General features: G+C 50.8%; 16 protein-coding genes and 1 other annotated feature. Of the genes, 7 read left to right on the forward strand and 9 right to left on the reverse strand.

What is annotated here, in order from left to right; all coding sequences use genetic code 11:
* The first annotated feature begins 80 nt into the window (after positions 1 to 80).
* Positions 81 to 331, forward strand: a binding site (T-box leader).
* Between the two features lie 86 nt (positions 332 to 417).
* Positions 418 to 1,419, forward strand: a complete 1,002-nt coding sequence (locus tag TX77_RS12100) for a bile acid:sodium symporter family protein (RefSeq protein WP_049917375.1) — start codon at positions 418 to 420, stop codon at positions 1,417 to 1,419.
* Between the two features lie 136 nt (positions 1,420 to 1,555).
* On the opposite strand, the gene TX77_RS12105 is transcribed toward TX77_RS12100, so the two are convergent.
* The 9 genes from TX77_RS12105 to TX77_RS12145 form a co-directional block, all read right to left on the reverse strand.
* Positions 1,556 to 2,182, reverse strand: a complete 627-nt coding sequence (locus tag TX77_RS12105) for a hypothetical protein (RefSeq protein WP_044505341.1) — start codon at positions 2,180 to 2,182, stop codon at positions 1,556 to 1,558.
* A 19-nt stretch (positions 2,183 to 2,201) separates the two neighbouring features.
* Positions 2,202 to 3,089: a radical SAM protein gene (locus tag TX77_RS12110; protein WP_044505342.1), complete on the reverse strand. Its 888-nt coding sequence runs from the start codon at positions 3,087 to 3,089 to the stop codon at positions 2,202 to 2,204.
* A 71-nt stretch (positions 3,090 to 3,160) separates the two neighbouring features.
* Positions 3,161 to 4,069 carry a DMT family transporter gene (locus tag TX77_RS12115; RefSeq protein WP_044505343.1) on the reverse strand — a complete coding sequence of 303 codons (909 nt, stop codon included), beginning with the start codon at positions 4,067 to 4,069 and terminating at the stop codon, positions 3,161 to 3,163.
* A gap of 136 nt (positions 4,070 to 4,205) precedes the next feature.
* On the reverse strand, positions 4,206 to 8,768 hold the full coding sequence (gltB, locus tag TX77_RS12120; protein ID WP_044505344.1) for a glutamate synthase large subunit: 4,563 nt from the start codon (positions 8,766 to 8,768) through the stop codon (positions 4,206 to 4,208).
* Between the two features lie 186 nt (positions 8,769 to 8,954).
* On the reverse strand, positions 8,955 to 9,635 hold the full coding sequence (locus TX77_RS12125; protein ID WP_044505345.1) for a uracil-DNA glycosylase: 681 nt from the start codon (positions 9,633 to 9,635) through the stop codon (positions 8,955 to 8,957).
* A 15-nt stretch (positions 9,636 to 9,650) separates the two neighbouring features.
* A complete protein-coding gene (locus TX77_RS12130) occupies positions 9,651 to 11,261 on the reverse strand; it encodes an ArnT family glycosyltransferase (RefSeq protein WP_044505346.1) in 1,611 nt (536 codons plus the stop codon).
* Positions 11,262 to 11,270: 9 nt separating this feature from the next.
* Positions 11,271 to 12,830: an ArnT family glycosyltransferase gene (locus TX77_RS12135; protein WP_044505347.1), complete on the reverse strand. Its 1,560-nt coding sequence runs from the start codon at positions 12,828 to 12,830 to the stop codon at positions 11,271 to 11,273.
* On the reverse strand, positions 12,827 to 13,420 hold the full coding sequence (locus TX77_RS12140; protein ID WP_044505348.1) for a DedA family protein: 594 nt from the start codon (positions 13,418 to 13,420) through the stop codon (positions 12,827 to 12,829). Before TX77_RS12140 ends, TX77_RS12135 begins: the two co-directional genes overlap by 4 nt.
* Positions 13,421 to 13,508: 88 nt before the next feature.
* A complete protein-coding gene (locus tag TX77_RS12145) occupies positions 13,509 to 14,465 on the reverse strand; it encodes a hypothetical protein (RefSeq protein ID WP_044505349.1) in 957 nt (318 codons plus the stop codon).
* Between the two features lie 415 nt (positions 14,466 to 14,880).
* Here TX77_RS12145 and TX77_RS12150 point away from each other — a divergent pair, with 415 nt between their 5' ends.
* The 6 genes from TX77_RS12150 (at position 14,881) to TX77_RS12175 (ending at position 22,278) form a co-directional block, all read left to right on the forward strand.
* Complete coding sequence (locus TX77_RS12150; RefSeq protein ID WP_044505350.1) at positions 14,881 to 15,600, forward strand: MgtC/SapB family protein; 720 nt, start codon at positions 14,881 to 14,883, stop codon at positions 15,598 to 15,600.
* A gap of 145 nt (positions 15,601 to 15,745) precedes the next feature.
* Complete coding sequence (locus TX77_RS12155; protein WP_044505351.1) at positions 15,746 to 17,014, forward strand: pyridoxal phosphate-dependent aminotransferase; 1,269 nt, start codon at positions 15,746 to 15,748, stop codon at positions 17,012 to 17,014.
* 502 nt (positions 17,015 to 17,516) lie between these two features.
* Positions 17,517 to 18,560: an ADP-ribosylglycohydrolase family protein gene (locus tag TX77_RS12160; protein ID WP_230198146.1), complete on the forward strand. Its 1,044-nt coding sequence runs from the start codon at positions 17,517 to 17,519 to the stop codon at positions 18,558 to 18,560.
* Positions 18,561 to 18,661: 101 nt separating this feature from the next.
* Positions 18,662 to 19,411 (forward strand): IclR family transcriptional regulator, encoded by a 750-nt coding sequence (locus TX77_RS12165; protein WP_044505353.1) that lies wholly within the window; start codon positions 18,662 to 18,664, stop codon positions 19,409 to 19,411.
* Positions 19,412 to 19,656: 245 nt separating this feature from the next.
* Positions 19,657 to 20,640: a 4Fe-4S cluster-binding domain-containing protein gene (locus TX77_RS12170; RefSeq protein WP_195891193.1), complete on the forward strand. Its 984-nt coding sequence runs from the start codon at positions 19,657 to 19,659 to the stop codon at positions 20,638 to 20,640.
* 678 nt (positions 20,641 to 21,318) lie between these two features.
* Positions 21,319 to 22,278, forward strand: a complete 960-nt coding sequence (locus TX77_RS12175; protein ID WP_044505354.1) for an aminopeptidase — start codon at positions 21,319 to 21,321, stop codon at positions 22,276 to 22,278.
* Positions 22,279 to 22,285: the final 7 nt, after the last annotated feature.

Raw genomic sequence — 22,285 nt, forward strand, 5'->3', positions numbered from 1 at the left:
AGCTTAAAATAATTAGAAAAAAGGCGGATAATCTATTGACTATTAAAATAGACGGATGTATAATTATCACCAACAAATACAGAACAGTGTTGAATGGAAGTAGTAATGTTAGGGATTTCATGACAGAGACCTGCTATAGGCTGAGAGGCAGGATGGAATCCCGGCGTGAAGTCATCCAGGAGCTGCTGCCCGAACGCAGATTTGCCAGTAGACGCAGCCGGCAGGCAACCGTTATCCGGCCAGGCATTGGAAGGGGAACTCCGGAGATGCTGGAAAAGTGGTCGTTATGACAATAAGAGTGGTACCGCAGAGTGAAGGCTTTGTCTCTTTTTAGAGGCAAAGTCTTTTTTTTGCTCCATCAAAACCGTTTGCGTATTTGTATCTTATTTAGTGTAATGTGAAAGGATGTGCCTTACTATGATGGATTTCATCGGAAAGTTAAGCGGTTTTGTTGGAAAGAATTTGACCTATATCGTCCTCGTCGTCGTTGTGGCAGCTTACTTTATGCCCGGTGCCTTTTTATGGGCCGTGCCGCATACGGTCCTCCTCTTGGGGGTCATCATGTTCGGCATGGGCATGACCCTTCATGCCAGCGACTTTAAATTGATCCTCCAGCGGCCGAAGGAAGTTCTCGTCGGTTGTACCGCTCATTATACGATCATGCCCCTCTTGGCGTATGGCCTGGTCCTGGCCTTTGAAATGCCGCCTGAAATCGCCGTCGGCATGATTCTCCTCGGGTCTTGTCCGAGTGGTACGGCGTCGAACGTCATGGGGTTCTTAGCGAAAGCTGACGTTCCCTTGTCCGTTTCCATTACGACCTGCTCGACCTTGTTGGCGCCGATCATGATGCCTTTTATCGTTTGGGGTCTTGCTGGTCAGTGGGTTGAAGTCTCCTTTGCCGCCATGGCCATGACGGTTATGAAAGTTATCTTAGTTCCCCTGGTTTTAGGTCTTTTGGCTCATCGTCTCATGGGGGAAAAGCATATCGCTTCTTTATCGAAGGTATTGGTCCTTGTTTCAGCCTTTGGCGTTTTGGTCATCGTCGGCGGCGTCATCGCTATCAATGGTGCTAAGATTTTAGATATGGGCATCTTCATCATCCTCATGGTTCTCCTCCATAACCTCGGCGGTTTCCTCTTAGGTTATGTCGTTACGGGTAAATTGGGACTCGGGAAAAAGCAGCAGCATTCCGTTACTTTGGAAGTCGGAATGCAAAACGATGCCCTGGCCATTTCCTTAGTATCGGTATTCTTTGCCCCGGCTGTCGCCATTCCGGCTGCTGTCGGAGCCGCCATCCATCAAGTAACGGGATCTATCTTGGCGGGAATCTTTGCCCGTCATATGGAAGCTCGGGAACAGAAACAACGTGAGGCCATCAAGGCGCAGGCCGTCATGGATGCCGTACCGGGAAATCATTAGTTACAAGGAGGCTGTCGTATTTTTGCGATGGTCTCTTTTTCTTGGTTAAAGGCGGGTATCTTTTTGGCATGAAAAAATCACCACTCCGATGATAAGGAGTGGTGATTGAAATGAATCGAGTACGATGGAACCGATTTCAAATGGCTTGGGGGAAGGCGTTGGTCAGGATGGTTGCCCCGCCTTCCGTCGTCTTGGTCTGTAGGCCCGGAATGGTATTTCCCGTCGTTTCGAGGTCCGTCGGAATGCGTTTATACGGGAGCTTTCGTAAGATCCGGGTCATGGCCGGATAGAGGACGTCGTCGGGATTGTTTAGAATCGACGTCGATTCGATGTCGTAGCCGCTGTCGGAATAGCTGCTCATGCGGTCGGTGCGCTTGTCGTAGGCATAGACTGTCAGACGGTAGCGGTATTCGGTATACGTTTCGCCGCCGTCGCGGAAGCGATAGCTTCCCATGAACTGACGCCAGTACCAGGTCTGTACGACCGGGACCAGGACGACATCGGCGTTATACTGACTGGAAATTGCCCGCAGATTTTCTTCAGTTACGTCCGAAGGAGACAGGATGGCTGACGATTCGATGCGGTCCCAATAGGGGATGCGGAAAGGCTGTATCAAGGCCCGTTTCATATATCGGGCTGCGTAATTGTCCTGCGTCGTATCGGCGATGACGACGGTACGCATATTGTCGAAGCGAACGTTGTCGGCATTGACGACCGTAAGGGTCAGCAGGAAGAACAGGAGAAGGAGAAATATTTTTTTCATGAAGGCACCTCCCGTCAGATTAGAAATTGCCGTTATCGTTTAAGAGGGGACGCGTATCGTCGGCTTGTGGAATATATTGTTCCAAGGCGGCCAACATCTTGTCTTTGTCCATGGGCAGGGTGCCGCCGACGGGGAAGAGGTTCGATACGTGATTGCTGCGGAAGATACAGGGATTGGTCATTTCCGTATGGCGCAGGATCATGTCCAATTCTTTGAGGAATCCCCGGGCCGTAAGGGGCGTGAATTTACCGCTGACGACATCGTCGTAGAGGGGGACTTCATGGGGAATGATGAGGGACAAGGCGCTGAGCATGGTCGGGTTGATGGCCGAGACGACTTTGGCCGTATGGAGGGCATGCTCTTTTGTCCGTTCCTGACCGCCGAGGCCGAGGAGAATCATCGTCGACAGCTTCATGCCGGCGGCTAAGGCTTTTTTGCCGGCTTCGATGGTAAGGTCTGCCGTCGTTCCCTTGTCGACATAGGTCAGGACGTCGTCGTCACCGCTTTCGATACCCATGTATACGATGGCAAGGCCCGCTTCGCGGAGGCGCTTCAATTCTTCCGGCGTCTTGCGGATTAAATCGGCCGGCGTCGCATAGGCGCCGATACGGGTGAGCTTGGGGAACTTTTCGTAGCATTTTTTCATGATGGCGACTAAGGTATCTGTGGGCAGTACCAAGGCATCGCCGTCAGCCAGGAAGATGCGCCGAATAAAAGGCAGGGCTTCAGCACCGCGTTCGATGATCCCTTCGATTTCTTCGAGGGGACGGATGCGGAATTTCGAGGCTTTATACATATTGCAGAAACGACAGGTATTATGGGAACAGCCGATGGTTACGCGCAGGATAAAGCTGCGGGCTTCACTGGGCGGACGAAAAACGAGGCCGCCGGCGTCGTCAATGATCATATAAATCACACCTTTCAAAAGAAAGCAGATAGATTATCAATACATGGTCTATTATACACGAAAAATACGTATTACGAAATAGACTCAGCCGGCGTTTTTTTCTGCAGGATGATGATGAATACCGTTGCGATGATGCAGGCGTAGCCGACGAGTTCGACGGGATGGAAGGTCGTTCCCAGGACGAGGGCTGAGGTCACCGAAGCGATGACCGGTTCCAAGGTTCCTATTAAGGTAGCCTTCATGGGGCCGATTTCACTGATGCCGGTGACAAAGGCCGTAAAGGAAATGGCCGTCCCGACGATGACAATGAAGGCTACGGCAAACCAGCCCATAGCGTCGAGGGCCGGCCAGTGGGTCCAAACCTGTGTCGACAGGCCTAAGACGATACTGCCGGTAATCATGCCCAGGCCGTTGGTGATGAGGGCACCCCAGTGGGCGGCCAGGCCTTGAGATAAAACGGGATAGGCGACACCGGCGACGGCGCCCATGAGGCCCCAGGTCAGGCCAAGGGGCGAGAGGACCATCGTCGACGGGTTGCCCTGGGTTGCTGATAAGTAGACGCCGCCAAAGGCCAGGAAGACCGAGATGATTTCTCTCGTCGTCGGCCGCTTATGGAAGCGAACGGCTAAGTAGAAGGACATAAAGACGACGCAGAGGGTCTGCAGGACCGTCGCCGTGCCGGCGTTGGAATTTTTTATGGCTGATAAATAGGAAAATTGGCTTAGGGTGAGACCGAAAATCGCAAAAATGACCAAATGCCGCAGACTGATCGGGTCATGCAGCATCTGTCGAATTAAATGGCTTTTTTTCGGTATGACCATGAACGTTAGGAGAAGGCCGGCCAGAGCCATGCGAATCGATGCTACCCATGAGGGTTCTACGGGATAATTGGAGAGCAAAAACTGACTGGCGACGCCGTTAACGCCCCACGTCACTGCTCCGATGACACAAGCTATGATACCATGCTGCGTTTTGGTCATGCTAAGACCTCCTTTGCCGTGTATATTATCCTTTAAGTATACACGAGAGCTAATAGCGGGGCAAGGGGAGTCCGATTCCCGCAAGGGAGGTGCATATGGGCATAGAAAAAAGAGCTGCTGAGGCAGCTCTTTTTTCTTATTTCTTGCCATTTTTCCCATGTTTCTTTTCAAAGGCAATCATATGGGCTTCTTCGTCGGAATGGCCGTCGGCCTTGGCCTTTTCGATGAGGGAAACCATTTCTTCATAGGCTTCGGGAATGACTTTGGTCAAGTGATTTACCGTGTCGTCCCAATTTTCCAGGAGAATATGGCCTAAGTTGCTGTCCGTGTAGCGGACGTGTTTTTCAAGCATCATCTTGACGGCTTCTTTTTCGGATTCATCGGCCAGTGGTTCCAGTTTTACTAAGTCGGTGTTGCACTTTTGCGGGTCTAAGTCGTAGATATAGGCGATGCCGCCGGACATGCCGGCTGCAAAGTTGTGTCCCGTCTGACCGAGGATGAGGACCCGGCCTCCGGTCATATATTCACAGCCGTGGTTGCCGACGCCTTCGACGACGGCGTCGATGCCGCTGTTGCGGACGCAGAACCGTTCGCCGGCCGTGCCGTTGATGTAGGCTTCACCAGCGGTCGCTCCATAAAAGGCGACGTTGCCGATGATGATGTTGTCTTCTGCCGGGAATACCGATTCCCGCGGCGGCGATACGATGATTTTCCCGCCGGAGAGTCCCTTACCCAGGTAGTCGTTGGCATCGCCTTCGAGGGTCAGGGTCAAGCCGTGGGGAATGAAGGCGCCGAAGCTCTGGCCGGCAGAGCCGACGAAGGACAAGGCAATCGTATCTTCTGGAAGGCCTTTTTCGCCGTAGGCTTTGGTGATTTCACTGCCGAGGATGGTCCCCGTGACGCGGTCCGTATTCTTGATGCGCAGGCGGGCCCGGATATGCTTCTGCTGTTCCAGGGCCGGTCGGCACATGCGGACCAGTTTGGACATATCGAGGGTCGTGTTGATTTTGTGATCCTGAGGCGTCATGAAGTGGTGGCCGACAGAAACATCCGTATACGGCCGGTACAGGAGGTTCTTTAAATTGACGGTCCGGGCCTTCCAGTGGCTTATATGATCCCGCTGTTTTAAGCAGTCGTAGCGGCCAATCATTTCTTCGACGGTGTGGAAGCCTAGGCGGGCCATGATTTCCCGGAGGTCTTCGGCGACGAAATGCATGAAGTTGATGATGTATTCCGGTTTGCCCTTAAAGCGTTTGCGCAGTTTTTCGTCTTGTGTGCAGACGCCGTACGGGCAGGTGTTGAGGTGGCAGACGCGAAGCATGTGGCAGCCGATGGCAAGTAAAGGAGCCGTGCCGAAGCCGAAGCGTTCGGCGCCGAATAAGGCGGCAATGGCGACGTCGCGGCCGGTGAGGAGCTTTCCGTCTACTTCTAAGGTGACACGATCTCGCAGACTGTTGAGGAGGAGGGTCTGCTGGACTTCGGCCAAACCGATTTCCCAGGGCAGGCCGGCATGGCGCAGGCTCGTCCGCGGTGAGGCTCCGGTACCGCCATCATAGCCGCTGACGACGATGGAATCGGCCTTGGCCTTGACGACGCCGGCAGAAATGGTGCCGATGCCGGCGCCGGACGTCAGTTTTACGCCGATGGACGCATGGCGATTGGCATTCTTCAAATCGAAGATGAGTTCGGCCAAGTCTTCAATGGAGTAGATGTCGTGATGAGGCGGTGGTGAAATGAGGGCGACGCCCGTCGTGGCGTGACGAGTTTTGGCGATGTCCGGGTAGACTTTATTTCCCGGCAGATGGCCGCCTTCCCCCGGTTTTGCCCCTTGGGAGCATTTGATCTGGAGCTCGTCGGCATGGATGAGGTAGTCGCTGGTGACGCCGAATCGGGCCGAAGCGACCTGCTTGATGCCGTCATTCTTTTCGGTATGGAAGCGGGCGGCATCTTCGCCGCCTTCGCCGGTATTGCTCATGCTGCCGAGGCGGTTCATAGCCGTGGCGATGCATTCGTGGGCTTCTTTGCTGAGGGCGCCGTAACTCATGGCGCCGGTGCGGAAGCGCTTGACGATGGAATCGGCCGATTCGACTTCTTCGATAGGGATGCTGCAGCCGGCAGGATATTCAAATTCGAGGAGATCGCGCAGGCGGAAAATCGTCTCTCTGTTGACATGAGCGGCGTACTTTTTATACGTGGCATAGTCATTGGTCTGGACGGCTTTCTGCAAAAGCTGTACCGTTTCCGGGTCGATGATATGGGGCTGGCCGCCTTTGTGGTATTGGTAGAAATCACCGCGGTCTAAGGCATCCCCCGAGTGGTAGGCTTCTTTATGGCGCAAGGCGTTTTCGGCTGCGATTTCGGAAATTCCCAGGCCTTCGATGGGCGACGGGGTGTTGCAGAAATACTTGTCGATGAGGTCGCGGCTGATGCCGACGGCTTCAAAAATCTGGGCGCCGTGATAGCTGTGGATGGTTGAAATCCCCATCTTAGACATGACGGCTAAGATGCCTTTTACAGAGGCGTCGATATAGTTTTGCCGAGCTTGTTCATAATCGAGGCGGGGCAGCTTTTTGCCGGCAATCAGTTCTTTAATCGATTCTAAGGCGATGTAAGGATTGATGGCCGTAATGCCATAGCCGATGAGGGTGCAGAAGTGATGGACTTCCCGCGGTTCTCCCGATTCCAGGACGAGTCCGACGTCGGAACGGACGGCTTTGTCGATGAGGTAGTGGTGCAAAGCTGCCGACGCCAAGAGGGCCGGAATGGCGGCCATGCGGGAGTTGATGCCTCGGTCCGATAGGACCAGAATATTGGCCCCGTTTTTGATGGCCTTCAAGGCGTCGATACATAGCGATTCGATGGCTGTTTCCATGCCTTCAGCCCCATTGTTTACGGGATAGAGCATGGATAAGGTGGCTGTGTGGAGCTTGGGCGTCATGAGCGACTTGATGACGGCCAGCTGTTCATTGGTCAGAATGGGCGTCTTTAAGTACAACGCTGCCGTCGAGGCTTCATTGGGCTCCATGATATTGGCTACGTTGCCGACCATGATCGATGACGACATGACCGTCTTTTCGCGGACGCCGTCGATGGCCGGATTGGTGACTTGGGCGAAATTTTCTTTAAAATAGTCATATAAGAGTTGGGGCCTGTCGTTCAGGACGGCCAGGGGAACGTCGACACCCATGGAGTCGATGGCATGGTGTCCGTCGCGGGCCATGGGCAGGATGACCTTGTCCATGTCTTCTTGAGTATAGCCGAATACTTTTTCCTGTTCCTTTAAATCGTAAGGGATGATGGCTTCACTGTGAGGAAGCGATTGTGTATCCATGAGGTCGTCGAGGTCGGTGATATGTTCTTTGTACCAGTCGGCGTAAGGATGTTCGGATGCGATTTCGTGCTTTATTTCATCGTCGCCGATGATGCGTTGTTTTTTCGTATCGACGAGGAGCATCTTACCCGGTTCGAGGCGCCCTTTATAAAGGATGTCTTCCGGTGGGACCGTGACGACGCCGACTTCAGAACTGACGATAACCCGATCATCGCGGGTGACATAGTAGCGCCCCGGCCGCAGGCCGTTTCGGTCGAGCATGCCGCCGATGACCGTGCCGTCGCAGAAGCCGATGGCTGCCGGTCCGTCCCAGGGTTCGAGCATGAAGTTGTGGTAGCGGTAGAAGTCGCGTTTTTCGGGGCTCATCAAGGGATCCCGTTCCCACGGTTCCGGAATCATCATCATCATGGCGTGGGGCAGGGAATGGCCGGTCATGTAGAGGTATTCCAGGCAGTTATCGAACATGGAAGAATCGCTGCCCGTGTCATCGACGACGGGAAATACCTTTTCCAAATCCGGGAAGAAGGCCGACTTCGATTTACCTTCGCGGGCATTGAGCCAGTTGATGTTTCCCTGAATCGTGTTGATTTCTCCGTTGTGGACGATATAGCGGTTCGGATGAGCTCTGGCCCAGCTGGGGAAGGTATTGGTGCTGAAGCGCGAGTGGATGAGGGCCATGGATGTGATGAAGTCCAGGTCCGACAAATCGAGGAAGAAGTGGCGCAGCTGCACCGATGTCAGCATGCCTTTATAGACGATGGTCTTCGACGACAGGCTGGCGATATAGAAATCCGTTCCCTGTTCCTGACTTTTGGGAACGATGGCTTTTTCGGCTAATTTTCGGATGACGTATAGTTTCCGTTCGAAGTCCATCTGGGTCTTCATGGCCGGGTCTTTGCGAATAAAGACTTGCAGAAAATGGGGACACGTTTTTTTGGCGATATTGCCGATCAGGCTTTCGTCGACAGGGACGTCGCGCCAACCGAGGATAGAAAGGCCTTCGGCACGGACGATGTCTTCAAAGGCATCCATTTGTTCCTTACGAAATGTTTTATAACGATGTGCAAAAATCATGCCGACGCCATAGTCGCCCTCGTCGGGCAACGAAAAGCCGAGGACGTCACATTCGCGGCAGAAGAATTGGTGCGGTATCTGAACTAAGATACCGGCGCCGTCACCGCTGTTGGCATCGGCCCCTTCGGCGCCGCGATGGCGGAGATTTTCTAAAATCGTAAGAGCGTCGTCAATGATGCTGTATGATTTTATCCCTTTTATATTGGCAACGATGCCGATGCCGCAGGCATCGTGTTCGTATGACGGATCATACAGGCCTTGCGGCTCTGGCAGATCACGCATTTTCTTATTCATAGCCAAGTCCCCCTTTGCGTATATAAAAACGAGCCGTCACTGTATGAGAGAGGGCTCGTGGATACTGTGGTGCACTTATGATTATAGACGATTTATAGGGGCGATGCAATGACTTTTTTGAATGTATGAACAAAAATACCGATAATTTTAATGTAAAAATCGAATTAAATATTATTTTAAAAAGAATTATCGGGAAAAACGTGAAAACTGTTGTCTGAATAATGAGGCTCCGCCATTAGCTGGGTGACGCATCGTTTCGGCTGTAATGCCGGCGCCTTCTAAGGTCTCGGCCGATTTTCGTCCAATGGCGGCGACGCGGATGTCGGGCCGGCAGAGGTTGAGCAAGGCTTTGGCATAAGAAAGACCGGCCGCCAGTTCGGCATCGCTCGGTGTGCGGTTGGAGAAGGGCGACTTTTTATGAGGATGGAAGGGGAAGATGTTCCACAGCAGCACATCCTGGGGATCAATCCCGTTGTCGACGATGGCGCCCCAAACATAGGTGTCGGTCGGCTCGTTCATGCCCTTTTCCTGCTGAGGTCGACTGGTCATGAAAGTGCAGTCCGGACGGCTCGTGCGCTCGCCGCGACGGCCGAGGATTAAGGCTGAGGATATCTGTTTATGCTCATCGAGGAGCATCCGTTCACAGGTGATGGGGATTCCCGTAAAGCGGCAGCCCTGGTAACCGGCAGCTTCGGCAATGAGCAAAATGCGGGCGCGGTTCAGGCGGGGTTCCAAGTAATCCTGAAGCTGACGGCAGCGGATATCCGGCGCTTCCGGACCGATGTCGCACTGTTCGTCGTAGTCTGACCAGGGGTTGAAGACGTCCGGTTCATGGTAAGCGCAAAGTGACTGGATAAGATTTTTCATGATACTCCTTTTTGGCTATGGTGCCGGCGTAAAGATATAGTACGAGCCGACTTGGCCCGTTTCATGAGTCAAGGGGAAGAAGTCCGATGCCAGATAATCTCGGTAGCGGCTCTTGGGAACGATGATGGTCAGGGCCTGATGGGTTTTCAGGCGGTTGATGACCGAAGCTTCTTCTTCTGTCGGGTAGAGATGCTTTTTAGACCAGACTTCATCGCGCTTAAGACGGGCATTTTCATCGTATGATGCCGGCGCTGTCCAGATAGCTGTTTTCCCTGTGTAATAAGGATAAGAGGTCCGGTATTCTTCAAAGAAGTAGGCCTGCCCCGAGATGTTTGCCGTAATCAAGTTTTTCGCTGAACGGTACTGATAAAAGGGGGTCAAAACCTGGAAGGTTACCATAAGGTAGGTGACGGCTGTCAGCGCCGTGATGAAAATCGGCAGGGCGATGTAAGCCTTCTGCCACCAGGCGATGAGAATCAGGACGGCCATGACGGCGATGAAGACGGTCAGTATCGTGAGGCTGTCGACGGGGAAAGGAGCTTTATCGGTAAAGAAGGTCAAGGAGGCAAACAGCAGACCGAAAAGCAGAGTCGGAATGATGACCGTGAGCCACAGACGATGACTGTCTCTTTCGTGGAAAGAATCGATGGCCCAAGCCCCGAGATAGAGTAAAGGCCAATTGGCGATATAGGCATAGGTCGGGTATTTCGTGGCCGCGAGGCTGTAGCATAAAATCGTTCCGACAGCCCAAAGGGCCATGAAAACGTAGGTATCGTCATGACGGCGGCGCTTCCATAGGCCGTACAGGCAGGGGCCGGTCCAGGGCAGGAGACTGACCGGGACGAGAACCAGATAATAGTACCAGACGTCGTATTCCGGATGTTCCGATACGGTGGCCCGTGTGACGTTGTTAAAGCCCAAGAAACCGTCGATGAAATCCTTTCCGTGTATACTGTACATCGAACCGTACCAGCTCAGACAGAGCAGTAGGAAGAGGATGATGCCGACCGGTGGGAAGAGACGCTTGGCGTAGGCTGCCTTTTGCTGAACAAGAGCAAAAATCAGGAGAAATAAACCGGGCAGGACGAGACCGACAGGACCCTTGGTGAGAACCGCGCCGGCAGCCATGACGTAGGCGGCGATCACGTAGTTCTTTTTGGCTTCTGTCAGGCCGATATACGCAAAAAATAAGGTGGCTCCGCTAAAGAAATAGAGCGGCTGATCGGTGATGACGGATCGGCTGATGAGCCAAAATATCAGGGACGTCGCCGTCATGGCTGAAAAGAGAAGGGCCGTTGCCGTCCGCCCGGTTTGCCGCAGGGCGAACCAGGCGCCCAGTGTGCAGGACATGGCCCCGAACAGGACGGCCGGCAGGCGGGACGCAAAGTCAGTGGCTCCGAAGATGCTGTAGGACAGGCTCAGGAGCCAGTAGAGAAAAATAGGCTTGTCGTACCAATAGGTGCCGTAAATCTGCGGCGAAATCCAGTTGCCGCTGCGGACCATCTCGAGGGCTGTCAGGGCGTAATTGGATTCGACCGGGTCGGTGACGGCCAGTGTCGATATCCCGGCAGCCAGAAACAGAAAGGTTGCTGCAAAGACGAGCGTGAGCAGGGATGACTGTTTCATGAGTACCTCCTAAGGATGATTGATGAGGATGACTTGTGACGGCGTTTCTCCGGCAATGCCGAAGTGGTCGATCAACGGTTTTGAGCGGGCCAGCTTATGGAAGGTCGCTTTAGTCATGATGAGGAAAATCTTATCGTTCTGCGTAAGCAGGGATTCCAGTTCCGGATTTTTTACAGGGTCCCATTCTTCCCCGTACATCCCGCTGTAGTATGTAATGCCCGGGCGGAGAAATTTTTCAACGTATAATTGGGAGTGGCCGTCGTAGACGTCAGGCAGGATTTGGGCTGTATCATAAGACGTGACATAGCTTTTGAGTTGGGGGATTACGTGTCCGAAAATGCCCCAGGAGAAGCAGATCATGGTGACTGTGGCGACAATAAAGGATGCTCGAAAGCGTCGGTGCCATAAAAAGTACGTCGGCAGAAAGAGGGCGGCGGCAAGGCCAATCGATACCCAGACGATGGCCGGGCGGAAGAATTCAGCGCCGGGGCTTAAGGGAAGAGCGTTGCAGGCGAGCAGCAAGAGGCCCAGGACATAGGAGGCGGCCAGAAGGGCACGGGGAAAGGTGCGTTCAATATAAGACCGATACCAATACCAGCCGATGAGATACGCCGTCGGCGGAAACATGGGAGCGATATAGGTGACGAGCTGAGTCTTTGAAAAGGAGAAAAAGAGGAAGATGAACCCGGCCCATACGAAACAGAATTGGAGCGCGTCGCGAAAGGGGTCCCTCTTTTTAAACAGCCGCCGAAGGGCCGGGACGAGATAGACCGTCCAAGGCATCATAGCGGCCAATAAGACCGGAATAAAGAAAACCAGGCTGTTCTGACCGGGGTGTTCCGGGGCGGCAAAGCGGGTGAGGTTGTGATAGCCGATGAAGGTGTCTAAGAAGACTTCACCGTGAACCTTGTACATGAGGACGTACCAAGGCAGGCCGACGGCAAAGGCTAAGAGAATGCCCTGGGGAATCTTCATTTCTTTGAGCAGCGTCCATTGCCGGGTCCAGGCGATATAAATCAGCATGATGAGGGCCGGAAAGGCGTATCCTACCGGGCCCTTGACCAACAGCGACAGGCCGCAGAAGAGATAAGCTGTATAATACTTTTTCCGGTAAAAGGACATCATGGCGACGGTCAAGGTCAGGATCAGGGTCATGTCGGTGACGGCAGCCTTGCCGATATACATGAAACCGAAGCTTGTTACCAGGAGCAGTGCCGATAAGGCGGCAATGGGCTTATTGAAAATGTCGCGACCGGCAGCATAGACGTAGATCGTCGTTGCCATGGCGGCCAGGGCGCTGGGCAGACGGGAGGCGAAGTCCGTAGCTCCGAATAGGCTGTATGAAATCATTTCCAGCCAGTAAAAGAAAGGCGGCTTATCATACCAATAATTGCCGAATATGCGGGGCGAGAGCCAGTCTCCGGCAGCCAGCATTTCTCTGGCCGTTTCCCCATATACGGGTTCATCCGGATCCATGAGAGGTACCGCACCTAAAAATGGCAGCAAAATGATTGCTGCCACCAAGGCGACGATAAGGCCGTAGCGATTGTCATATAGCCATTGTTTCATGCGGCATTTCTCCGGCGGCGCTTATGCCAGAAATAGACGACCGCTGCGATGACGCAGACGACGGCGATGACGATGAGGAAGATGTGGTTGTACTGGATGAGATCGCGCCAATGACTGCCGAGGAGCGAGCCGGCCCATACGAGGAGCAGCGTCCAGGGGATGGTGCCGATGATGGTGAAAATCGTGAATTTCCAGAAGGGATAACGAGCGATACCGGCCGGGAACGAGATAAAGGTCCGGACGCCGGGCAGGCAGCGGCAAATGAGGACGGCAGCACCGCCGTACTTATTGAACATGTTTTCTGCCATTTGGAATTTGTGCTCGTTAAAGAAGATGTACTTGCCGTATTTTAAGAGCAGGGGACGGCCGCCGTACGAGCCGAGCCAGTAGCTTAAGACAGAGCCGACGAGGCCGGCCAGACAGGCGACGATGAAGGTCGTCCAAAAAGAAAATATTTGCTGAGAAATGAGAAACCCGGCGAAACCCAGTACGACTTCACTGGGGATGGGGATGTTGGCATTTTCTAAGACCATAGCGACGAAAAGGGCGATATAGCCATACGATTCCATGAGTTGTAATAGCGTATCCAATGAGGCACTCTCCTTAGGGTGACTAAAAAAATAAACTTTACGATATATAATAGCATAGATGGTCTGTGCGGGCTAGTAATTATGCGAATTAACCCTTGCTTTTAAAGCATGATAGGTGGAGCAGTGCGTATCGGCAAAGGAGATAACTGTAAACGACCAGGATGAGGACGGTCAATAAGGTTTTCAACCACGAGGCAGCCGCCAGGGGATGGAGAAACCAGGCTGTATGAAGGATAATCGGTTCGCTGATGAAGAACAAGCCGTATCCCAGTCGATGAAGGGTATGCGACCACGGGCGATGGCCGTTGAAATACCGATGAAAGAAGGCTGTCAGTCCCAAAATGGCTGTCATGGGAAGGGCGGCGGACAAGAAGGCTGTCATCCAGGGATTTGCCGGGAGCGTACCGTTCAGCATCAGACTATTGCCAATCAGGATGACGATAAAGGCGATGAATATTCCCAGTGAAGGCTGGTAGCCATTGGCTGTAAACCAGCGGCTGCGAAAGGCCTGAAGTCCCATGATAAAGGAAAATGTAGACAGAATCAGCCAGTCGGGCCGGATGACAGCGATGAAGGGAATGATCAGCGACTGCGGCAGGAAGAGTCGACAGCCGTATAAGGCCGCTGCTAATAAGAGAAAAAACAACGTCAGAAAAGGAATGGAAGGAGGCGCGAGCTTTCGCTGCTGCAGGAAACTGTGAGCGCCCCGTTTTACCAGGCTCAATAAGGCAAATAACAACAGCAGCCAGGCCAAGGCCCAAGAGACGATAGGGAGGGTGCCGGTCACTATTTTTTCTTCAATACCAAAGAGAACCAGTACGATGAGGGGCAGGCCCAAGCGGTGCCATCGATCTTTGAGAAAGAATGTAATCGTACGTATCCGAAGTTTTGAGGCTCCGAAATAGGCACTGATAAAAAAGATGACGGCAATGGCAATGGTCGTACTTCCTTCATAAAAGACGGTTCCCAATGGCAGCAATAGGGCAGCCAGGGTCAATATAATCGATAAGCTGCGCAGGTTATCGAAATAAATGAGTCGATTCATAGTTCAGACCTTCTTTCTTCTCGGCAGTAAAAACGAAGCGCTTGTTTCAAACTGCTTCTATATACTATAGTGATATTATAACGTTTTCTTAACGGATGTAAAAAATATTCTGAAAATAACTTTCTTTTCGGATTTGGAATAGGCCTGACGAAGGAACCTAGATATGATACACTGTTGGAAGAAGCCTGTGCTGACGCTCGGTGACTTCTTTACTGTCATCCGTATCCGATCAGGGTGACTTTGCCCTGATTCCGGAGCGAGTCACATCCTTTTGGTTTGATGCCATCGGCGTAAGGCCTCATTCTATGATGAATGAAGGGCAGGATGACAATATTTATGTTTCTATGGACTCATCATACCATAGTTATGAGGTATTGACAGATAAAAATAATGTTTTGAAAGAAGTGAAGTACTTATGATTTCTACAGAAGACAGCATTATCCGCTTGGTAATCTCCCTTATCCTGGGGGCCATCATCGGTTATGAACGGCAGTCCCAAAGTAAGTCGGCCGGGCTTCGAACCCATACGCTGGTGTGCGTCGGTTCTTGTCTGTGTATGATTATTTCAATCAATGTCGCCATGGAGTATTTTTTTGAGTTCGGTTACCGCAATGCCGATCCCGGGCGTATTGCCGCCCAGGTCGTATCGGGTGTCGGCTTTATCGGTGCCGGGACGATTTTAGCGAATCAGAAAGAACGCAGTGTCCGCGGGCTTACAACGGCAGCCGGCATTTGGGCCGTATCGGCTATCGGCCTTGTCGTCGGTGCCGGATATCTGGTGGTAGCGATTGTGGCGACGGCGCTTATCTTTTTGGTCCTGACCGTCTTCGTCCGCTTAGATGCCCGACTGGAAGGGCAGTTCCGGAAAAAATACATCATGCATGTCGTCATGAAAAACAATATCGGCCAAGCCCGGAGACTGTCCCATTTTGTCAGCGACCATCAGCTCCATATTAAAAAGTTCCACAATTACAGTGACGATGAGGCTCCCCTTTCGGAAATAGAGTTGGAATTGACGGCCCTGTCCCATGTGGATGCGCCGGAAATCATCAGTGAGCTCTTGGCGGTGAAGGGAATCAAGGAAGCCGATTTTTATGCCGATGACGGTCAGAAAAAAGCCCTTGTCGGTCCTTAGAGATACTGTATACAATATACTTCATGTGTATACAGTATTTTGCGCCCTTTTCTATATAAAAATAGCCCTTCCGGTGCTATAATGCAGAGCGTTGGAACCTTTAGATGTGCTAAAGGGGTAATGGATAGAGAGAGGGGTTTTTACTATGACGATTATGGCAGCAGCAAGTAGAGAAGGAAAGGTTTTGCGCGACGTCGTATTTTCCGCCAGTGCCGCCGCCCGGGAAGCGGCCGCTCGGTATGGGGCAGAGCGCGTCGTGAATGCAGCTATCGGCTGTTATGCCGGTGATGATGAGAAACTGGCCTGTCTGCCCGTCGTAGAAGAAATCTACCGCGCCTTGCCAATGCGCGATTTTATCACCTATGCGCCGCCTTTGGGCTTAGAGTCTTATCGTCAAGGGGCCATTGACGAAGCCTTTGAAGACTGCCGTCCGCAAGGGTATGCCGATGCCGTGGCAACGGCCGGCGGTACCGGAGCGATTCACATTGCTATCGCCAACTATTCTGAAGTGGGTGACGTCGTCCTTACGACGAACTGGCGCTGGAATATTTATGATGCCTTGTGCCAGGAAATCGGCCGTCGGCTCCGGCCTTTTTCCATGATTGATTCAGAAGGGCATTTTAATATTTCTGCTTTTTCAGAAGCTGTATCACAGGCCTTTGAACAACAAGACTCGCTGCTGATCATTCTCAACACGCCGGCTAATAACCCGACGGGCTTTGCCTTATCCGACGAAGAATGGAATCAGGTTCTCGACGTCTGTCGCTTCCATGAAAAGAGCGGAAAACGGCTGAGTCTGCTCGTTGATATCGCCTACATTGCCTATGCCGGTGAAAAGAATAAAGTTCGCTCCTTTATGCAGCAGTTCTCGAACCTCCCGGCCCATATTTTTTCGATGTTTGCTTTCAGCATGTCGAAAGGCTATACGCTGTACGGTCAGCGGGCCGGAGCCCTTATCGGCGTGTCGTCCAGCAAGGCTGTTATCGATGAATTTGCCGACCTCGGAAAGTATTCAGCCAGGACAGCCTGGTCCAATGTCAACCGGGCGGCCATGACACTGCTGACGGAAATACGAGGCGATCAATCACTGAAAGCCCGCCTCGATGCCGAACGCCTGGCTTTTGCCGATAAGCTTCACCGCCGCGGAGCCATCTTCGTTGAGGAAGCCCGACGCTGCGGTCTGCAGCACGTTCCCTATCAAGGCGGCTTCTTCATTTCCGTTCCGACGGATCAATCGACTGCCCTTTGTCAGGCCCTTCAAGAGAATCTTATCTTTGCTGTTCCTTTAGCCGAAGGCGTGCGCCTGGGCATTTGTTCCATTGCCGAAAGCAAGATGAAGGGATTGGCAGGGAGAATCAAGAAGGCTGTCGATGGGCTTGAGGGAATGAATAACCTCTCCATGGCCGGTAAATAATTTTTTACAATAAAAGACAAAAGGATGACCAAAATTTTTGTGTTGGTCATCCTTTTTATTTGCAAAATTCTCTCAGAACCTGTATAATGTAAGTATAAATTTATAATTATATACTATTTATATGAAGTTGTAAAGATTGTGAGTAGAACGGGTAATGGACGGGGTCCTCTCTACAGAGGGCAGCGTTATTGGCACGGCATATGGAACATCGGAGCAACTTTTTTTATTCCATATGGAGCAAAGTTCAAGCATAGGCAGAGGCCCTTGAGCTGCGTGTGACTTTATAAATTGAGAAAGGTGGGACAACTGCTGCTGCCTCTGCAGACATAGATCGGAAGACCGCGTCCGTGTAAGGATTGGCAAGTCTTTTCACTTCGGGGGAAACAACGGCATATGGAGGATACATCTGCCTTCGTTGCGAACATCTTGTTATAGGACAAAAGCTCTCCTGTATTCTGTGTTTTTAGCAGCAGTGAGCTGCATGAATGGATTGAATCGATTTATGGGTTGTATGTTGGGCGGTGCTGTCGGTGATGCCTTGGGCTTTGTCATTGGCAAAGACGATTTAAAGACGATTCATAAGAAGTACGGACCTTATGGGCTGCGCACCGTTTTAAAGTCGGCTAAGAACGGCAATAAGAGTATCATTTCCGACGATACACAGTTGTCCTTATTTACGGCAGACGGGATGCTGTGGGCCGACCACGACGGACTGGAACCGACGGAAGGTTTGTACCGCTCTTATATGCGCTGGTACTATACGCAGACGGAGCGCATCATCCGCCCGGAACAGGAAAAATGGATGAATCGCCAGTCCCATGAAGTCGCACTGGAATACGACATGATGGGGGAACAGGCTTTATTTGCCCGCCGCTCTCCCGGGAAAACTTGTTTGACGGCCTTGGCGTCAGGGAAAAAATTGTCCCGTGATGAAACCATCAATCACAGCAGCGGCAACAGTACGGTCATGCGGGCAGCTCCTATCGGGCTCTTTTATGAAGGCGATCCGGAGAAGGCCTTTTTTGTCGGCTCTCAGGCTGCCAGTCTGACACACGGCAATCCCAAAGCATTTCTGTCGACGGCAACGATAAGCGCCATCATCGCTTCTTTGGCAGTGGGCAAGGATATTAGTACGACTCTCGGCGGGGCCCTCCATATTCTGCAGCGTGAGCCGGAGGGGACGCGTCTTTTGAAATTGCTCCTGCGATCTATTGATGAAGCGGTTACCGACCGTAACCCCGTCCGGTCTATGAAGAAAATAGGTCTCGGGAAAAAAGCCGATGAGGCTTTAGCTTTGTCCATTTACTGCGTACTCAAGACGGGAACCTTGAAAGAAGCGGTCCTCATGGCCTGCAACCAGGACGGCGACAGCGATACCTGCGGGGCTATCTGCGGGAACATTATGGGGACCATCTTTGGCGATAAGGCTATCCCCAAGAGCTGGAGCTGCAATTTGGAATGCGATGTCTTGATTCGGAGATTGTCGCAGTGCCTTTATGAACACAATCGGCTGCAGCAAGTTGCAAGTGAAGCTGTCAGCCACTGATATTTCTTCTGAAGGCTTTTTTTCTTGACATTATGTGTGCATCCCATATAATGAGATTATTATTCTTGGCGTCGTGATGATGCCGGATCGGGGGAGCGCTTATGATTGAATCCATTGACCGGGCCTTGGCCGTTTTACAGCTCTTTTTAAAGGAAGAGCGGCCCCTCAGTGTAACGCGTATCAGCAAAGTCATGGAACTCCATAAAAGTACGGTAAGCCGTACGCTGGAGACGCTGGAACACCGCGGATTTATTCAAAAGGATGAAGAAACGGGCAAGTACTGGCTTGGACTGCAGGCGTACGCCTTGGGAATGTTGTTTCGCGAAAAGGATAAATTTCATAAAGTGGCCTATCCGTATGCCAAGGCCTTGTCCCTGCAATGCAATGAAGGCGTTCATATCACGACCTTTGCCCATAATGGCGCCTCCTATCCGCAGCACATCATCTTGGAAAAGATTAAGTCTCCCAGGACCATCGATACGGCACCGCCTATCGGCGCCGTCCGCCCGGCCTACTGCTCGGCATCGGGCAAGTGTTTGCTGGCCTTTTCAGAGGACTACCGAAAGGCTTATACGGGCTGTACCTTGAAAAAATTTACAGAATATACCGTTACTGACTGGAAAGAACTCTTGCCGGCATTGGACGAAATCCGCAATCGCGGCTATGCCATCGAACGGGAGGAAGTCGAGCTCGGCATGGCCTGTGTGGCGGCACCCATCTTTCGCAGCGGTCGCATCATCGCGGCCATCAGTGTTTCCGGACCGGCCGAACGAGTGGCAGATGCGAATCGGGAGACCACGATTCAGGCTGTGGTCAAGACGGCCGGTGATATCAGCCAGGCCTTGGACTGAGGACGGAGTCGTTTCTCTTGCGCAAATGTAAAATGTTCTTCGATGTGAATTGTTTGGTATAAAAATCATGCGAAACGGGAATATACTACATGCATTTGCAGAAATAGACTTTTATGGTACAATAGGCATGGATACTACATTCGGGTCACAAGATTGTCTGTTGTGAAATGAAAAAATCTTTCCTTTTCAATTGCAGCAGTGTGGGAACAGCTTGGGATCTTATCCATGATTCGAGGCGAAAAAGAATGCAAACTACAATCAGTATGGCTGCAACGACAGTGCCACGTGTGGCCTACCCATATAAAACGCGCAATGGGGGCGCTACTGTTACCATTTTTGTGCCTTACAATTGCCATAATCATTGTCCTTTTTGTATCAATAAGGCTGAATATGAAGACATGACCGGCTTTTCGGAAGAAGCCATCTGCCGGAGTATTCGCTTGATGGACAGCATTACGCCTTCTTGTGATTTTGTTTTTACAGGAGGAGAACCTTTTGCTGATATGGAATCACTGCAGCGCATGCTGGACTGCATTCCCGTGACACATAAGGTATATATCAACACCACCCTTCCGGTTTTTGAAACACAGACGGAAGACGATATCGTCGCTTTTACTCAGCGGAATCGTCATAAAATTACGTGCATCAACGTTTCTCGTCATATGCAGCATTATGTAGAAGAATCGAATGATCAGCTTCTGACGCGATTGGCCGTTCCTTTCCGCATTAACTGCGTCCTGTATAAGAAGTACCCCGTCGATCAGATAAAACCGTATTTGGAACGGTTTATTAAACTCGAAGGCGCGTCGATTCAGTTCCGTTTTGACTATACGGAAACGACGCCGGAAAACTTGTACGAAGAAGAAAATGATCAGATCCTTCACGACTTAAAAAATATCGCCGAGTATACCGGCCTGGACGGCTGCCGTATGCGCTGCGGTTTTCATTTCGATTATCAAGGGATGGAATTGACCTACCACAAGACCCTGCCATACAGCACGGTCATTGAACGGGATGAAAAAGACGGAAAGAATTACGATATCCTCTATGACATCCTGATCAAGCAGAATGGTGCCATTCATTCTGACTGGGATGGGACGCCCCTTGATCTTGAAGCTTACCGTAAAGTCGTCTTTGAACCGTATGATCTCCGCTGGATTCAACCGTCGCGGACGGGGATTGGCAAACATCTGCCTTTCTTGAAGACCGCTTGCGCTGTTTTTCATTAATTGAATATTTTTGTATGACCGATAAGGGATTGCTGAGCGGCAGCAGTCCCTTTTTTTGGCTCTTTGTCAAATGGTGGGGTGGCCAACTAAATCATCCACCGCGAATGGACGTGAGTGAGTTTTTCTTGCTCTCGTCCATTTTTTTGTTAGGGATAAGAGGACGTTCACAGCAAAATCTTTTTTATTAGATGAATGAACAATCTGACAATGGCATATGATAAAAAATGCAAGTGAGTAGGTTGAGGTTGGAAAATTGGGATAGAAAAATTTTAATACCGTGTTATGACCATAAAACGGTAGTGTTTAAGGCCCTTGTTTCAGATGTGGGGAGTGAATTGCTAAATCAAGGAAAACTTTCTGGAAATTATGATTTGCTATATGGGGCCATATTCGTCCTTTTGATAAGGGACGAATGAAAAACATAGCGGCCTTATCTGACGCTTCATCTCTAATTGAATTGACTTAGCGAAAGGGACTTTACGGACAGGGACAGATGTCGGAGACCATATTAATGACTAAAATGAAAGAAATTGATGCTATCTTGATTATGTTTTATAATATCCTATTCTTTTATTAGAAATAGTATTTGACAAAATAACATAGTTGCCTTATACTTTAACCATGAATTAAACTTGCATGCAAGAAGAATGCAAATAGGATTCAAGACAAGGAGGCAATATGGAAATTTTAAAAGGAGCGGAAGTTCTTCTTACGACGTGTTCGAATTGTGGTAAGGACGAAAAGATCGCTATCGTTACTGATCCTACGAGCTATGAAGCGGCAAAAGCTTTGTATGATGCTGCAAAGGATTTCAAGAACAAATCATTATTACTGATGGACGAAAGAAATATGCATGGGCAAGAACCGACGGATCTCATTGCGGCAGCCATGCTTGAAGCCGATGTAATCTTTGGTGCTACTAAGTTCTCTCTTTTCCATTCAAATGCAAGACGAAAAGCAGTAGAAGCCGGAGCCAGATTTGTAAATATGGCAGACTATGATGTTGATATGCTTAAATCTGGCGGACTGTTTGCTGATTTTGAAAAAATCGGCGAAACTTGCACAAAGATTGCTGAAGTTTTAGAAGGTAAGAAAACTTGTACGGTTACTAGCAAGAATGGGACAAACTTTACTTGTTCTATCGCTGACAGAGCACCTAATCCGCAGTACGGCAGGAGCTTAAAGAAGAATTCTTCATCATCTCCTCCGGATATCGAATGTGCAACTTGTGCCGTAGAAAATACCGGCAACGGAATTATCGTAGTTGATGGCAGTATTCCCCATCCCTTACTTGGCGTAATCAAAGAACCGATTACACTTACTGTTGAAAACAGTCTTGTTACAAAAGTTGAGGGCGGAAAAGAAGCAGAAATCCTTAAGAAAATTTGGGAAGAAGCTAACGACCCGAATGTATACAATATTGGAGAAATCGGCATCGGTTTAAATGATGAATGTGCTTTGATCGGCAAGATGCTTGAAGATGAAGGTTGCTATGGGACCTTGCATTTTGGAGCCGGCGACAATATTGGTTTTGGTGGAAAAGTTAAAAGTAAATATCATCTGGATCTCATCATCAAAAATCCGAATATGAGCGTTGATGGAGTGAAGATTCTGGTAGATGGCAACGTTGTTTTATAAAAGAAAG

It is taken from the genome of Megasphaera massiliensis, from assembly GCF_000455225.1.
GTDB classification, from domain to species: Bacteria; Bacillota; Negativicutes; order Veillonellales; family Megasphaeraceae; genus Megasphaera; species Megasphaera massiliensis.